12 protein-coding genes are annotated in these 16,356 nt (G+C 55.2%); 4 read left to right on the top strand and 8 right to left on the bottom strand.

Features of this window, described 5'->3' with window-relative positions:
* The first annotated feature begins 12 nt into the window (after positions 1 to 12).
* The gene (locus J1C54_RS13425) at positions 13 to 795 is read left to right on the top strand and encodes an ABC transporter substrate-binding protein (RefSeq protein WP_229148770.1); all 783 of its coding nucleotides are present in this window, start codon (positions 13 to 15) and stop codon (positions 793 to 795) included.
* Here J1C54_RS13425 and J1C54_RS13420 read toward each other — a convergent pair.
* The gene (locus J1C54_RS13420) at positions 782 to 1,228 is read right to left on the bottom strand and encodes a hypothetical protein (protein WP_229148767.1); all 447 of its coding nucleotides are present in this window, start codon (positions 1,226 to 1,228) and stop codon (positions 782 to 784) included. The genes J1C54_RS13425 and J1C54_RS13420 overlap by 14 nt on opposite strands.
* Entirely contained in the window at positions 1,219 to 2,628 is a 1,410-nt protein-coding gene (locus tag J1C54_RS13415; RefSeq protein WP_229148765.1) for a phosphatidylserine/phosphatidylglycerophosphate/cardiolipin synthase family protein, read from the bottom strand. Before J1C54_RS13415 ends, J1C54_RS13420 begins: the two co-directional genes overlap by 10 nt.
* Positions 2,629 to 2,712: 84 nt before the next feature.
* On the opposite strand from J1C54_RS13415, the gene J1C54_RS13410 reads away from it, so the two are divergent.
* A complete protein-coding gene (locus J1C54_RS13410; RefSeq protein ID WP_229148764.1) occupies positions 2,713 to 3,651 on the top strand; it encodes a DMT family transporter in 939 nt (312 codons plus the stop codon).
* Position 3,652: 1 nt separating this feature from the next.
* On the opposite strand, the gene hemH is transcribed toward J1C54_RS13410, so the two are convergent.
* From hemH to J1C54_RS13395, 3 genes are all read right to left on the bottom strand, one after another.
* Complete coding sequence (hemH, locus tag J1C54_RS13405) at positions 3,653 to 4,735, bottom strand: ferrochelatase (RefSeq protein WP_229148763.1); 1,083 nt, start codon at positions 4,733 to 4,735, stop codon at positions 3,653 to 3,655.
* 131 nt (positions 4,736 to 4,866) lie between these two features.
* Positions 4,867 to 6,012: a hypothetical protein gene (locus J1C54_RS13400; protein WP_229148761.1), complete on the bottom strand. Its 1,146-nt coding sequence runs from the start codon at positions 6,010 to 6,012 to the stop codon at positions 4,867 to 4,869.
* A gap of 74 nt (positions 6,013 to 6,086) precedes the next feature.
* Positions 6,087 to 7,142 (bottom strand): AraC family transcriptional regulator, encoded by a 1,056-nt coding sequence (locus J1C54_RS13395; RefSeq protein WP_229148758.1) that lies wholly within the window; start codon positions 7,140 to 7,142, stop codon positions 6,087 to 6,089.
* A gap of 140 nt (positions 7,143 to 7,282) precedes the next feature.
* On the opposite strand from J1C54_RS13395, the gene J1C54_RS13390 reads away from it, so the two are divergent.
* The gene (locus tag J1C54_RS13390; protein ID WP_229148755.1) at positions 7,283 to 8,137 is read left to right on the top strand and encodes a metal-dependent hydrolase; all 855 of its coding nucleotides are present in this window, start codon (positions 7,283 to 7,285) and stop codon (positions 8,135 to 8,137) included.
* Between the two features lie 53 nt (positions 8,138 to 8,190).
* Here the strand turns inward: J1C54_RS13390 and J1C54_RS13385 are convergent, their stop codons facing one another.
* Positions 8,191 to 8,769: a hypothetical protein gene (locus J1C54_RS13385; protein ID WP_229148752.1), complete on the bottom strand. Its 579-nt coding sequence runs from the start codon at positions 8,767 to 8,769 to the stop codon at positions 8,191 to 8,193.
* Between the two features lie 245 nt (positions 8,770 to 9,014).
* Here J1C54_RS13385 and J1C54_RS13380 point away from each other — a divergent pair, with 245 nt between their 5' ends.
* A complete protein-coding gene (locus tag J1C54_RS13380; protein ID WP_229148749.1) occupies positions 9,015 to 11,312 on the top strand; it encodes a YgiQ family radical SAM protein in 2,298 nt (765 codons plus the stop codon).
* A gap of 26 nt (positions 11,313 to 11,338) precedes the next feature.
* On the opposite strand, the gene J1C54_RS13375 is transcribed toward J1C54_RS13380, so the two are convergent.
* The gene (locus J1C54_RS13375) at positions 11,339 to 12,595 is read right to left on the bottom strand and encodes a cytochrome c family protein (protein ID WP_229148746.1); all 1,257 of its coding nucleotides are present in this window, start codon (positions 12,593 to 12,595) and stop codon (positions 11,339 to 11,341) included.
* Positions 12,592 to 16,356, bottom strand: coding sequence for a hypothetical protein (locus tag J1C54_RS13370; RefSeq protein ID WP_229148744.1), 3,765 nt, complete (start codon positions 16,354 to 16,356; stop codon positions 12,592 to 12,594). Before J1C54_RS13370 ends, J1C54_RS13375 begins: the two co-directional genes overlap by 4 nt.

The raw sequence follows: 16,356 nt of genomic DNA, 5'->3' as shown, positions 1-16,356 counted from the left end.
TAGCCTCAGAGCATGCATAGCTCCTCAGTAACAAACACCCGCACCTTCTGCATGGTGGCACTTTACCTGTTGCTGAGCGGCCTGTTGCTCAGCAGCGCGGGGCATGCCCGCGAACTGTTGATTGCCACATCTTCCTCCATTCCGCCTTACGTTATTACCGATCAGCATCGCGGCATTGTTGTAGAAATCATTCAGCAAGCTCTGGAGCCATCGGGCTATCAGGTAGAGTTTGTCTACGCACCAAACCGTCGTGTGCAGCGCATGATTGAGGAAAGGCAGGTTGACGGTGTCTATAACCTGGCTGCCAACACTTTGCCGAATGTTCATTACAGCCACCGCATCATCGACTACCAAAACGTGGCTATTTCTCTAAAGAAGTCCCAGCTCACCTTGAACAGCCTCACCGACCTGACGGATCTTCGAGTAGTGGTTTTCCAGAACTCAGAGAAATTTCTTGGTACAGAGTTCAAGAATCTAATAAGAGATGGCCATGTTTTTCCGGAAGTGAGCAATCAACGCTCACAGGTTTTAATGCTGTTCCGGGAACGCGCTGAAGTTATCATTATGGAGAGGCGGATCTTCGAATATTTTCACCGTCAACTTTCCAGCACCGGGGAGATTGGTGGTGACTATGTGATTCACCCCATATTTAACCCGGCTCCTCGCTATGCCGCTTTTCTGGATGCGACAGTGCGCGATCAGTTTAACGCTGGCCTGGCACAGCTAGAGGCCGATGGCTCACTGGATGAAATCATGAATCGTTATCTGGGCAGCGCCCCCGTCAGCGAACCTTAAAAAGCCAGCGCATCACACAGACCACGCCTATCCCCCAGGCACCATTCACGATCAGCCCACCGACGACTGTTGTCAGTCCAACGGCCAAACCCTTCAAGGGAAATACCACCAGCATTGCCACTGCCGTGGGGCCCACGGCTCCAGCAACAAGTGCAGACAGCCACAGCATGGCTCCATGCCAGCGACGAATCAGCCACCACACTGGGACTCCCCAAAGACCGCCAAAAAAAGCCAGCGAGATCACCTGGGGCACCCCTAAAGGCGGGACTGCTGACATATTCCACGGGGCATTTGGTATCGCACCCATTAGCCAAAACAAGCCGACAACGCCTTGATGAAAAACAATAGTCGCGATGAATCCTGCAATGAACGCTTTTAGCCACAACATAAAACGAACTCCGTTAAAAATACCTTTCGGCGAATTTACAACCATTCTGATGGTGCAAAACGAGCACTGAACCAGGCCAGCAAGCGACGCCATGGGGTGCCGCTCTCGAACCGTTGGATCGCAGGCCCGGAAGGCCCAGTAAAGTGCCAACGTACCTGCCCATCATCCAGCTTCAGTTGATAACTGATCTGCGGATCCATGGCCTGATCCGCCAGCGTGAGCAACTGCTCAGCGAGCGCCGGACTTTCCAGTAACACGCCGATCTCCGTATTCCAGAATGCTGAGCGAGGGTCCATATTGAAGCTGCCCAAAAAGGCACTATGGCGATCAAATATCATCGCTTTAGTGTGCAGGCTCACGCTACCCCGCAAGGGGTGACGCCAGCGACCTTTCTGATCCGGGTGAGCGCGCATTTCATGCAACTCAACACCAGCCTGCAAAAGCCGCTGACGAAATGCCACGTAGCCACCGTGCACCAATGGCAGGTCAGTGGCGGCTAATGAATTAGTCAGAACCCTCACTCGCACACCTCGCGCAGCAAGCTCACCAAGCAGCTCAATACCGAGCTCTCCCGGGACAAAGTAGGCGCTGACCAAAGTCAGCTCCTTACGGACTGCACGAACCCGGTCAATCAGTGGACTGAATACCAACTCTTCCACAGGGGGAGGCTCTGGCGTACCAATCTTTTCCGGACTGTCCACCAATAGTCTGCTTGTTGCCGGCAACATCCCGTCAAGCAGGCGAGCACCACTGCCATCACGCTGCCATTGGCGCAGAGAGGAAACATAGTCCTCGCGCTCACGCATTGCGCTCATCATGCGGTCCACCACCCGCAGACGCCAAAGCCGGTGTTCCTCAACGCTGGGGTTGAAAAGGCGCAGTTTTGCCACAGGCAGTACAAAGGGACTATTCCAGTACCGATCGAAACTGTCCCTCATTTCCTTAACCAGCGGGCCACGACAGAGCAGGTCCAGATCGCTGAAGTTCATCTGACTGGAAGCGCCATAGTACTCATCACCGAGGTTACGCCCCCCGGTAATAGCCACATCTCCATCAACAATCCATAGCTTGTTATGCATTCGCCGATGCATACGTTGTATTCGTGCCATGAAGGCCAGAAAACGGGTAATTGCCAGACGGCGACCGGATTCAATCGGGTTGAATAAACGAACTTCGATATTGTCATTGCAGGAAAGTGCGGCAATACGCGCGTCATGTCCGTAGCTGGTCATATCATCCAGCAGCAGCCTGACCTTGACCCCTCTATCTGCTGCATCCAGCAGGCGCTGGATCAGCATTCGGGTAGTCAGACCGTCATGCAGGATGTAGTACTGAATATCCAGTGTATGGCGGGCAGTATCCGCCAGATGCGCTCGCATACCGAGCGCATCCATACTGCCTTCCAGCAGTCGAAAGCGATTCTCTGGCTGCCCTGCTTCCGTCATCTATTGGCCTCTATATGCCTGCCAGTGGATTGTGCCCCATGCTATGCTGCGCGGCCATTACTGTCCTGCCGCCGAGCTATTACTGTGCCGTTGTCCAAGGCTAGTCAATCTGATCTATTGCTGGTGCTGGTCACCGTATTGTCTGCACTCAGCTGGATTTTTTCCCGTGAGGCCGTGCAGTTGATGCCACCACTGCTGTTTATGTGCCTGCGCTTCATGCTTGCTGGCACCCTGCTGGCAATTCTGGCTCGACGTCAACTTATGGAGATCAGTGGCGAGCAGACCTGGCGAGCAATCCGGGTCGGACTGGTGTTTGGTTTTGCCATGTGCTTTTGGGTGCTCGGCCTGACCCACGCCAGCCATGTCGGTGAAGGTGCATTTCTGACTATTCTCGGGGTGCTGATGGTGCCGCTTATTGGCCGTTTTCTGTTTGCCGAAACGCCACCAATAAGCACCTGGCTGGCCATTCCGGTGGCCTTGGTCGGTCTCGCGTTACTGGCTTTGAAAGATGGCTTTCGCCCTGAGATCGGCCAGATTTTCTTTTTCACCTCGGCTTTCGGCTTTGCCTTCTACTACGCCCTCAACACCCGGGCAGCCAACACCAGCTCGGCAACCAACAAAAGCGGCGAGGTACGCCAGCGTCAGGGTGTGCCGCCATTGGCACTGACCACACTTATGGTTCTGACCGTATCCATGGTCACCGGGCTGGCATCACTAGTGCTGGAGCCCTGGCAACCCACCTTTAACAATTTTGCACCGATGCTATATGTCTGGATTGCGGCCAGTGCCATTATCGGCACATCAGCCCGTTTCTTTTTCCAAACCTGGGCTCAGAGTTTGTCCACTACCAGTCACGGCGTAGTGATCATGATTGTCGAACCAGTCTGGGTTGCACTACTGGCAGCACTCTGGTTTGGTGAAACCATGGCACCCATGCAGCTAGCCGGATGCCTGTTGATTTTTACCGCGCTGCTGGTGAATCGCTGGGGCGCAGTAAGAAAGGTACTGAAAAGCATTCTCTAAATCAGGACAGCGCTTCTGCCCTCTCCTTTCTAGCCTGCAGCACTTGGCCCGAATTATCTGCTGCTCGCCAGCCGCATAGCTCCTGCTCAATCAACGCCTGCAATGCTTGAATATGCGATGGCAGAGCATTTAATGCCGGGATGTAGTGAAACTTTTCTCCTCCCGCTGCCATGAAGTATTCACGGTTTTCGATATCAACTTCCTCAATGGTTTCCAGGCAATCCGAAGAAAAGCCCGGGCAGACCACCTGCACATGTTTGACACCCTGACCGGGCAGGGACTTCAGAGTTTCATCGGTATAGGGCTTCAACCACTCCTCACGTCCAAAGCGGGACTGGAAGGTTGTGATGTATTGATCCTTGCTCAAACCCAATCGTTCGGCCAGCAGTCGCGATGTCTTGTGGCATTCGCAATGGTAGGGATCACCATTGTCTAGATAGCGCTGCGGTACACCATGGTAAGAGAGCACTAATTTATCTGGCTGGCCATGTTGCGCCCAGTGTGACTCGACCTGGCTGGCCAACGCCTCAATGTAGGGCGAAAAGTCGTGGTAGTGGCTGATAAAGCGCAGATCCGGCAACCAACGGCGTTGGCTAAAATCCGCTGCCAGCGCATCAAAGGTTGATGCCGTGGTCGCTGCGGAGTACTGCGGATAAAGCGGTAATACCAGCAGTTGACGTACACCCTGTTGCTGCATGGACTCAAGCACACTGGTAATAGACGGATTGCCATAGCGCATGGCGCATTCCACTATCAGGTCGTCACCCCACTTCGGCTTCAGCGCTGCGCGCAACGCATCGCGCTGGGCCACAGTGTGCAACATCAGTGGCGAGCCGGCGTCAGTCCAGACACTTTGATAGGCATGGGCAGAACGGCGCGGGCGAACACGCAAAATGATGCCATGGAGAATCAGCATCCACAGTAGCCGTGGCACTTCCACCACCCGCGGATCAGACAGAAACTCAGCCAGATATCGACGCAGCGCCGGTGTGGTGGGTGCGTCCGGGGTACCAAGATTGGTGATCAACAGGCCGACACGGGACGGCTGGTCATGACGAAACTGGCTGGCACCGCGATACTTCATGGCATTCTCCCCTTAAAGAGCGGGAAGTATAGCGGATGCCGGTCAATACCGGGTCATGACCGTCAAGGGCCAGCACCCTGAAAGAAAAAGGGCGGCCGAAGCCGCCCCCAACTGTCTAACCGCTACTGATACTACTTGGTAGCGCTGCGAGCATTGTTAGCACTGATAAACAGCATATCCATAAAGCCGTCCATGTACTTGCGGCTGACCTGCGCAAATTGGGCAGGCTCAACAACAACCTCGTAACGGGTGATACTGGTGGAGGTGCTGGATACGCCTCCCATTGCAGACAGCATGGCCAGGCCTTTGGTCAGACCAGAAGCAACCTTGTCACTGGTCTTGGTCGCCTCACGCACCTGCTTGTAGAACGGCTCCTCGGCCAGCACCGGAATCTTGGTGAAGAACACCGGGGTGGCATTGTTTTTCATCATGCAATCGGTGCGACCACCCAGTGCCTTCCAACACTTCAGCTCGCTGACCGGCTGAATCTTGATATCACCACTGACAGCAAGCTGCACCTTGGCATCTACTCTGGCAGTGTCCTTATCACTGAGTTGGAAAGCTTTGCTGTGGCCATCGGACTGAATCTGGGCGAAATCCACCAGCATGTTGATCTGCACGGAATCCACGCCCAGCTCGTTCATCGCGCGGGTTTCCAGCATCAGCGCTGAGTTGCCGCCAGCCTGCTTGAAAGCCTGACCGAGGCCAGACACGGTGCCGATATAGCGAGGATCAAAAATGGAGCTGCCGGAGGCGGAAAAGACTTTATAGGTGCTTTGCCCGACCTTGAATTCATAGGGGCTCTTGCGGCCAGCTTCGAGCAATTTCTGGTAGCTTTCGCTTTTAGCCAACTCCGAACGGGGCATTACCTCCAGACCAGAAGCAGCCATACGCTTCTCAGCATCCTGACAGATATCATCGGTCATTTTCTGCATGGCCGGCTCATCCAGACCAGTCATGCTGTAAACCACAATCACTTTCTCGTCCACACGACGGGTATCATTAGTCGCCCTGTCACCGAACATGCCAGCACCTGTAGACGCGCTGCCACTGGATTTATCTGCAAACATTACGTTGCAGCCGGTCAGAGCCACCTTCTTGACCTTCTGCATGTTCTTGGCCGGCTTATTACTGCCAACAAAAGTTGCCGCCTGATTGGCCGCGGCATCTGCGGGGTTATAGGTCGGCGGCGGTGGTGGTGCAGTAACACAACCTGCCAAAAAAGCAGCAGCAGACAGTGAAGCGGCGAGTAATGATGGTTTCATCCTGACGTGCATTATGAACATCTCCGTAAAGAAAGGGTGTTGGCGATACGCAGTGATCCGCCGTTGAACCCTACCTTTAGCGTAGTTCAGTGGACACTCCCCGAAACAGGGGGATTGTCCCGCCAGGCCTTTGGTGTCTTGCCGGTCCAGCGGCGAAAGGCCCGAGAGAAATTAGACACATCCTGATAGCCCAACTCGAATGCCACCTCGCTGATATGAACATCTGGATGGCGTAATGACTGACACGCACGCCGGCATAGTTCGGCATCCAGCAGCCAGCGCCACTGACTACCCTCTTCCTGCAAGCGTCGCTTCATGGTCCGGCTGGACATGTGCAGCTGACGTGCCATAGTTTCCAGATCTGGCAAAGCTGTGGCATCCGGACAGGCCGCCAACAAACTGCTAATACGATCGCTAAGCCGATTAACTTCTCGGAACAGTTGCCGAAACTCCTGCTCGCACTGCTCCCTCGCCACCGCAGCCACCGCCGGATCGGCCAGCTGTGGCGCCGCTTCAAACACCTGCAGTGGCAAGATTAGCTCATGATCCTGCGCCCGATAGTGAATCGGTACGGGCAAGGCGATTCGGCCTCGCTGATACCATGCGGGCGGCTCTCCCGGCATGCTGATCATACCCCCCTTTAACGATCCGCCGAGTAACTGCTCGGCCATATGCGCCAGCCCCAACAGCATAATTTCCATAACAAAGTCATTCAGATCAGCAAGGTCATCACGAGCCTCGAAGCGGATACGCACACGGTCGCCATCGATACGGTGGCTCATGGCCAGAAATGGTGCCCGCAGGACCAGGTAGCGCCCGGCCGCATCGACCGCCGCACCAATGGTAGGGCTGGAAAGCGCCATCATGCCCAGCGGGCCATGCAGCGTGACCTTCAAAGCCGCCGCATAGGCAGGCCCCAGCCCCTGATCACCGCACCGAGCAATAGCGTAGCGGGCAGCACTATGGGCAAATAACACCGGGATGCGACTTTCCGGTGATAACAGGCCAGAGCGTGAGATGTTCAGCTCCGCCAACATGCGACTGTCATCATGACCAAACCTTCGCAGGACATCGCAAAGCAGCAGCATGTAGATTCCCGGCACCCCTACCTGAGGCAGACCGGTGCTTTTATTGTGGCCCATACTCACCAATTGCTGGCCCTCCTCGACGAGACGATGACAGCCACGACTGTCAGACTCCCCAAGCATAGACCAAGCAGGCGCTTGGTCGGCACCCCCAGTGCCCTGACCAACCGGCGCCGCAGTCAACCGAGGAATGCAGCATGGTTCTTAATACGCGCAAGAAGACCGCCAGCAAGCCAGTTCATGTGCAGATCACTCCTCAGCGTCAGGACTTTGGCTTCGCCGATGTGCCCCGCTATTGGTTTGATAATGACCCGGTACTCAGCCACTTTCTCAACGCGCTGTCGCTAACCTTCCCGGATGGCGAGCGCATGTTCGTGGATTCCGTACGCGAGTTCCGAGACACTGTGACCGACAAGGCTCGTCAGCAAGAAATATCCGGGTTCATCGGTCAGGAGGCCATGCACTCGCTGGAGCATGACAGCTTCAACAGAATGCTCGCCACTCAGGGCTACAAAGAAGAAGCCGAAGGCGGCCAAGCGTTGGCCCAGAAATTTATCGCCATTGGCCGCAAGCGACTGTCGAAATTGCAGCAATTGGCGGCTACTGCTGGTCTGGAACACATCACAGCCATTTTGGCCCATCGTCTGCTGAGTGATCCCGCGCTGCTCGAGAAAATCGATCCAAGTGTGCGTGACCTGTGGGCCTGGCATGCAATCGAAGAAACTGAACATAAAGGCGTGGCCTACGACCTCTATCAGGATGTATCCGGTGACTACGCCACGCGCGTGCGCATTTTCCTCAGCGCCAGCTTTGCTTTAGCCAGCTACACCACCACCTACACAGCTGCCTTTCTGAAACATGACAAAATGCATCGCAGACCACTAAAGGTGGCCAAAGGGCTGTGGAAATTATTCGGCATCAACGGCTTGCTGCTACCCGTCATACCTGAATATCTGCAGTATCTGCGCCCGGACTTCCACCCCTGGCAACATGACAACAGTGCATTAATAAATGAATGGCGGCAGATATTGGATCAACCCGCTGCCGCTTGAAAAAAGCAATAAAAAAGGGCGCCAATAGGCGCCCTTTCTATTTCCAGCAATGCTTAACAACAAGCGCGCAGCTTTTTCTTCATGCTGCTGCGAATGTCATTCAGCTCAAATCGGGATTTTTCCGACATCATATGCGGGTCAAGGCGGTGCAGATGCAACATCGGCGCCTGCTTCTTGAAGGCCCGCAAATCACCCTTGGTCAGAATGGGCAGAAACTCTTCACCACGGGCCTCAAACTCCTCCGCCGCCGCCTGCAATCCTGCGGCCAACGGCACGGCTTTACCTTTACCGTCAGCATCTTTCATATGCAGGTACAGGCCAGAACGACCAACCACGCCACCAGGGACGATGGTATAGCCCGTCGGCAGAATGGCCTTCTCCGCCACCTCGTACCAGGTTTCGGTAAATGCTTCAAGATCAGGCACAACTACCAAGTCCGGGACATCACCGGCCGGTACAATGACGTCGTAGCAGGCATATATCTGGCCGACTTTATTGGAGTAAATGCAAAGAGAGTCACGAAAGTGACGTACAAACTCAACCGCCCGGCGATGATCGTCGAACTCGCTCAAGCTCCAGATCAGACTCTCGTCTGACTGAAGGTCAATGGCGGCAGCGCTGATCATGGACATGGCCGACTTCCCTTTAACAATCTCATGGTGACATTATCTTAGCGTGATGCGGCTCACATTTCATGACTTGTATCAGGTAACCCCTGCCCGCAGCCCGAATAACACTTGTTTTTACAAATGACGGAGCAGTCACCGGGCTGGCGGCGCTACCAGCCCCAGCAACCGCCCTCCTATCAGCGGCTGGCCGGTCGCTGTTGGCCCTTGCAGAGAGTACAATGCGCCACTCAGCAGTTTCCGGATACCCCATGTCTGCCCTGTCTATTCCCCGTCCCCGCACCAGCCTGTTCGGCTATTCACGTTACTGGGCTGAGTGCTTTGGTACCGCACCGTTCCTGCCCATGTCCCGGGCGGAAATGGACCAACTTGGCTGGGACTCCTGCGACATTATTATTGTCACTGGCGACGCCTATGTTGACCACCCTTCTTTCGGCATGGCTATCATCGGCCGCCTGCTAGAGGCTCAGGGCTTCCGGGTGGGCATCATTGCCCAGCCAGACTGGACTTCAAAAGAGGCCTTTATGGCACTGGGCCAGCCGAACCTGTTCTTCGGGGTGGCCGCCGGCAACATGGACTCCATGATCAACCGCTACACTGCGGACCGCAAACCTCGCTCTGATGATGCCTACACCGCCGGAGGGGAGGCCGGAAAACGGCCGGACCGCAGTTCACTGGTCTACTCCCAGCGCTGTAAAGAAGCCTGGCCAGAGGTGCCGGTTGTTCTTGGCGGCATCGAGGCCTCGCTGCGCCGCATTGCCCACTACGATTACTGGCAGGATAAGGTACGGCGCTCGATCCTGCTGGATGCCACCGCTGACCTGCTGCTTTATGGCAATGCCGAGCGAGCCATCGTCGAGGTGGCTCACCGCCTGGCCAGGGGCGAGTCAGTGGACTCTATTACTGATATCCGCGGCAGCGCCTTTATTCGCCGCGATACTCCAGAGGATTACTGGGAAATTGACTCCACTCGGATTGACCGTCCTGGCCGGGTCGACAGGATTATCAATCCCTACGTTAACACTCAGGAACTGGACGAGTGCGAAGTCGAGCGACGTAACAACCCCATGCTTGGCGTTGACATTAATGACGCAGGTGAGCAGGTAGTGCAGATCCTGCCGCACCCAAAACTAAAGCGGGATCACACCGTGATCCGGCTGCCATCATTTGAAAAAGTACGCAACGACCCGGTGCTCTATGCCCATGCCAGTCGGGTGCTACACCTGGAAACAAACCCGGGCAATGCCCGCGCGCTAGTTCAGCGCCATGCGGAAATTGATGTCTGGCTGAATCCACCTCCGATTCCACTGACCACGGAAGAAATGGATTACGTCTTCGACCTGCCCTATGCGCGCTCACCACACCCGATCTACGGCGATGCGAAAATCCCGGCATGGGAAATGATTCGTTTCTCAGTGAATATCATGCGTGGATGTTTCGGTGGCTGTACTTTTTGCTCAATCACCGAGCATGAGGGCCGCATCATACAGAACCGTTCGGAAGAATCTGTATTGCGAGAGATCGAACAAATCCGTGACAAGGTCAAAGGCTTTACCGGGATAATTTCTGACCTTGGTGGCCCCACCGCCAATATGTATCGGATTGCCTGCAAGAGCCCGGAAATCGAAGCTGCCTGCCGCAAGCCAAGCTGCGTCTATCCCGGCATCTGCGAAAACCTCAACACCGATCACTCGCATCTGACCCAGCTGTATCGCAACGCACGTAACATCAAAGGTGTGAAAAAAATTCTGATTGCTTCCGGGCTGCGTTATGACCTGGCGGTAAAAGATCCCGAGTATGTCCGTGAGCTGGTCACCCATCATGTTGGCGGCTATCTGAAAATTGCTCCGGAGCATACCGAGCAGGGTCCATTGTCAAAAATGATGAAACCGGGCATCGGCTCCTACGATACGTTCCGGGAAATGTTCGAGCGCTTCAGCAAGGAAGCCGGCAAGGAACAGTATCTGATCCCCTACTTTATTGCTGCCCATCCAGGCACCAGCGATGAAGACATGATGAATCTTGCATTGTGGCTCAAGCGCTATGGCTTCCGCGCAGATCAAGTACAGGCTTTTTATCCGTCACCGATGGCCAGCGCTACAGCCATGTATTATTCGGGCAAGAATCCTCTGCGCCGAATAACCTACAAGAGTGACAACATAGAAACACCGAAAACCCCGGAACAGCGCAAACTGCACAAGGCCTTCTTGCGTTATCATGATCCAAGAAACTGGCCACTGCTGCGCGACGCATTAAAACGAATGGGTCGAGCGGATCTGATTGGTGATGGCAAACACCAGTTAATTCCCAAAACTCAACCCAGCGATGGCCGTGACTATCAAGCGCCGCGTCGCAAGAACTCAGCTGACGCTCATCAGCGCCGCACAACCGGCAAGAGTAGCGCTGCGAGCAAAGGAAAAATTCTGACACAGCACACAGGCCTGCCGCCTCGTGAACAAACTTCTGGCAAAGCCAGACCTGCTCGCCCCACCGGGCGCTCAGCGTCTCCTTCTGCAGTTCGCAGCCCTAAAAAAAGAACGCCCCGATAACCGGGGCGTTCTTTTTCTATTTAGTCTTATTCGGCAACGTTGTTCTGATACTGTCGCAACGCACGGAGGAACTCCGCTGAACGGAAGTGATGCTGGTCCGCCATGCTTTTATACAAGCCATCAAGCATGGCTGGATCTGCTTCCTGCTTCTCTGCCAGTAAGGCCAGCACCATCAGCACCTGCTCAGCTGTCATGTAGTCATTGAAAGTAGCCCTCAAGGCATCCTCACTAATGCGCTTGAATAACACTGTCGGCTGCGGCCGCAACTGCGGCTGTTCTGTCAGACGCGAAGAAAAATCATCCAACTGAACAAGCAGCTTGCCACTGGCTTTCTTAACCGCCGCGCTGCCCTGCTGGCTGGCGTCGTGCAAGCTGGCAATGCCCTGACGCCACTGCCTTGCAGCGGCTGGATCCGAAGCATCCAGCAACCAGCCAACCATCAGCAGGGAACTGTCATTTAATCGCACTGCCCCAGGAGGCAGCTTGCCCGCTGCCCGTGGCTGCCACTTTTCGGAGTCCATCGGCGCATGGCAGGAATGACAGTCAAAAAATGCCAACTCCGGCCACATCGGTGTCGCCATAAACCGCTTACTGCCCAGACCCTGCAGAAGATTACGAGCACTGCGCAGCTGCCCTGCCGTCCACAACTCCAGTGATTCAGGAGAATGTTTTCTTTCCTTATAAGCCTCGTCATCGCGGTAGTGCGATGGCCACAGACGGCTGTATGTCGCCAGCTCAAACTGTAGTCGTGGGTGACCCGCGCCCATAATGTCATGGTCCGCCATCCGTTCACTGTCGCCAACATGGCAACTGGCACACAGCTCTGCACGAACATCCGCATCCTGCAACAAGGTCAGGCCTCGTTGCAGATTGTCTTCATGGGTCACACCCCGCTCAGTGTGCGACGACAGCCAGCGCTCGGAACCACCATGACAGGACTCACAGCCGACACCATCACTTAACTGGAAACGAGGTCCACGCTCCGCTTGCGGAACATAATCGCTGTGGCAGACAAGACATGCCTTGGCTTCATGAGCTGGACCGACACCAAGATTCTTCGCAATCCTTTGCGATTGCTCGTTGAGCAGGGTTTTATAGGCTCCCGCATGGGGGTCACGCTGCCCCCAGATCACATATTCACTGTGCAGAATATTGGCTTCGCTGCGCTCCGAACTGCTTCCATGGCACACGGACGAAGCGCAGGTGGCCACGCCCATATGTTTATCTGCAGCCCATAGGGCACCACTCAATGCCAGCAAACCAATCAGCCATACTCTGTTCATTGCTTGCCTCCCTTCGCCGCAGATGGGCCGTCGGTAATGGCATCACTGACAAACCACGGCTTATTATCTTTATCCAGAAATAGCCTGCGCATTTCCTCAAGATTGAAAGGCCGCGAGCCATGGCGGCCAAAAACGGCAACCTGCCCCCCGGTTTCATCCACACCGCGATCCCGCTCCAGACCACGGGACAACGACAGCGCCGGAAAGCGAGTGTCAGCACGAGCAATCAACTGCGGTACCGGTGACGGGTTAAATCCATAGAAATTGGGCTGACTGGAAGGTGATGTCAGCTGCAACACCTTGAGGCCACCGACGCCATCCGCCACATAGGCAAAGGCAGAAGCGTTAGTGCTGGCAACAATCACATCGTGACTGTCTTCTAGCGCACCGCCGGCGGTAAAGCGCTGGAACAGCTGAAGCTTTTCCGGGTTTTCCATATCAACGATCACCAACCCGTCCTTACCTGCAGCAACGTAGGCATAACCACGAGCCAAATGCAGGCCACGGGCGTCGTCCAGAGCAATAGTGTTACCTGCAATCAGTCTGGCCTGTTCTGGCAGAGTGATATCGATCGCGCTGACTCCCGCGCCATGGGTCACGATCAAGTAGCGGAACTGCAAAGCACTGGCACGAACATCATCAAGGACAATCGTGGTCACCAATTGCGGCTCCAGCGGATTATCCAGATTGACGATCACCAGCCCTTTGGGCGTGGCGACATAGGCGTAGTAACCACCCAGAATGACATGACGGGCTTCATCAAGGACGCCACCCTCATTCCAGGTCACCGCCCGCTCCAGTGAATTATTGCGGAACTCTCCATCTGCAAAGGTAGTGATGTCAGTAAGGATCAAACCTTCCTTGGCATCCGTAATCACTGCATAGGAGTAGATCGGGTGAATGGGCTGCTCAAGATTTTCGATACGCATCAGGTCGCCAACATTACGTTGCGGCGCCACCGGCTGGGTAGTCGCCAACGCCATGCAGGTGGCATTAGAACTGGGCACCCTGGCATTGTGACCAAGTGGACTGAATGGCGCGGTAATAACTCGCTGGGACACACCTTTGTTGTCGATGCCGGCAATGTCATAGACACGGAAACCGTTCTTCCCTTCTGCCACATACAGATACTCGCCACGCATTTGCACGCAACCGGCACGATCACCGGACTGGGAGTACTGCTCCGGCAACTCAAGACCGCGCTTCAGATGCTCCTGATACCAGTCCGGATAAGCGTAGCGGTGCAGATAGGAGCCATACACAGCCTGCGGCTCATCCCACTCAGTGACGGCAACCGCCTGTACGCCACCCTCCCCGCCAAGCCATGCGAAACGGCCAACAAAGTTGATGTAGTTGGTCCCCAGCATCAACAATTGAGCCATGATGGCGTTGTTATCGTTTTCCTGCGAAAGGTGACAGTCCGTGCAGGTTTTCGTCTCGGTGCGACGCTCGGTATGCGGGTAATGAGGATTAAACGCCTGCGAGCTAAAGCCACTGGCGGCAACCGGCGGCTGCTGAATATAAATACGCTCCCGATTGGCATTGGTAGAGCTTAACACCAGTGCAGAAGTGGATCGGGTCGGTGCTATGCGCTCATCATGTACGGGCCCGCGCTTGCCAAGCATAAACATCTCATCGCGGGCCACCTGCGGGTTATAGGTAGCATAATTTCGCGTCTCACCGCCTTCGTAGTGATGTCGCTCTGTTTTCCAGTTGGCCTCAATGGGCAGATGGCAGCCACCGCAGGACGTGGTCCACGATGTATGACAGGTATAGCACTCAAACTCATCGTCCTTGTGGGCTCGCCCATCGGCCTTCACCGACAGCCCCCACTCCAGCGAATTGGTGTCACTGCTCATCAACTTGGCCCGCGCTGCCTTGGCGTTGTAGTGGCCACTTTTCGGGTCAACGCTGTCTTTAACCAGGCTCATCTTCCATTCCAGCCCCGGAGTCACCAGAGACCGCTGAATCAACTCACCATTGATCCACTCAAAGCGCTTTTGACCATCCGGGTTACGCAGCAGCGACAGGTCCTGACCACCAGAAGGCGCGGCGGCACCACTGGTGCGCAAGGACGGGTAATTATCGGCGGTACCATGGCAGTCCTTGCAGCCAATCTCCACCGCATGGCCCACTTCGCCATATAGGTGACCATTTCCATGACTGTCCTGACTGAAGTGGCAGTCAACACAGTGCATACCGACATCCACATGGATGGAGGAAAGGTGCACCGCCTTTTTGAATTTCTCCGGATCATCAGAGGACACCTGACCACCCTCTGCATCAAGCAGATTGCCTTCTCGGTCGCGTTTGAATACTGCGCGGAAGTTCCAACCGTGGCCGTGGTAGTCCGCAAACTGGGTGTCCTTTAACTGCGGGTTCAGCTCCCAGACGGAGGAAAGGAAATCCAGATCACGCCACTTGCCACGAGCCACCGCCCCTTCCGGGTTGCGATCGTAAACCCGGCGCATTTCCTCATCGCTGGGATAGTGCTGCTTCTCCGGCCACATAAAAGGCGCGTCGGCCTCATAGTCCCACATGGTGTAACCAAGGTAGGTATTCATAAACATGTTCGGCTGGTGCATATGACACACCATGCACTGGCTGGTTGGAATTGCCCGGGTGAATTGATGAGTAATCGGATGGCCCGGTTCATCTTTGGGAATCAATGGATCCTTGCTGGCACTGGTGCCCCAATGACCATGCTTTGCATAATTACCGCTGTGGCGCGGATCACGGTCATTACCATAAACAACATGGCAGGAAGCACAGCCTGAACTGCGATAGTCCCCCGGCTGGTCATTGGTGCCCAGAAACCACATCAGCGGATCATTAAGCCGGGTTTTAGTGATATTGATTACCGGCACAGAAATGCGCCCCCCGGTACCGGGACCACGATTGGACTGCTTTACATCCGGTCGACCCGGCTCTTCCAGGCGCTGAATCTGGCCAAGAGAGTTGGGGATACCGACTTCTGGAAACAGGCTATTGATATTGCGGCCACCATCTTCAAATACCCGAAACACATCCCCCGGCTTGATAGTTTCCCAAGCTGGCAAGGGCAGCAGGGTCTTCAAAGTGCCGAAGCGGTGGGTCATATCTTCAGTCGGCATCATCAACGGTGTAATAGCAGCGGGCTGGCCATCGCGTGTATAGGCTTCACCAAGAATGTAGCGCTTGTACGGCAAGATGCCGTTGTTATACGAGGCGCCCCCCCAGAGCATCGCCCCGGTGGCCATGATGGAACGTTCAGCGGCAAGAATCTGCGGCATATGGCAGGCGCCGCAGGCTTCGCGCACCACACGGTAATCGGACGGATTAACGAAACGCAGGTACTCCGGTGCTTCCTTGTTCAGCAGCGCATAACTGCCCTTGGGATTGGCGCTGCTGGGCCAGTGCCATTTGGCGGCATAGTCCGGCATCACATGGGCCTGCTTCATTGCCTCAATATAGGCAGGGTCATCCCGCCCGGACTGGTCGGGCTTGAAGACCTTGGCATTACCGCCATGGCAGTCCGCACAGCCAAGCACCACCGCCGGATTGGCATGCATGGTTTTGCTATCAGATTCAATGTGACAGCTACCACAGCCAGCACTTTTCTCTTCCGCCTGCAGCAGTGTCTGGAAAGATGGAGCGGAGGGAGCAGTAACACGATTTTCGATCTTCTCTACCGGCGCCTCAGCAGCCTGCAACATGCCACACAGTAACCACATAAACAGTGCTGCCGGCAGTAATCTCTGTTGGTGCAGTCCCCGTCCCAT

The organism is Alcanivorax sp. 1008 (assembly GCF_020667895.1).
Classification (GTDB): domain Bacteria; phylum Pseudomonadota; class Gammaproteobacteria; order Pseudomonadales; family Alcanivoracaceae; genus PGZG01.
Note: the sequence above shows the minus strand (reverse complement) of the source record. Positions and strands in the feature narration are given on the sequence as shown.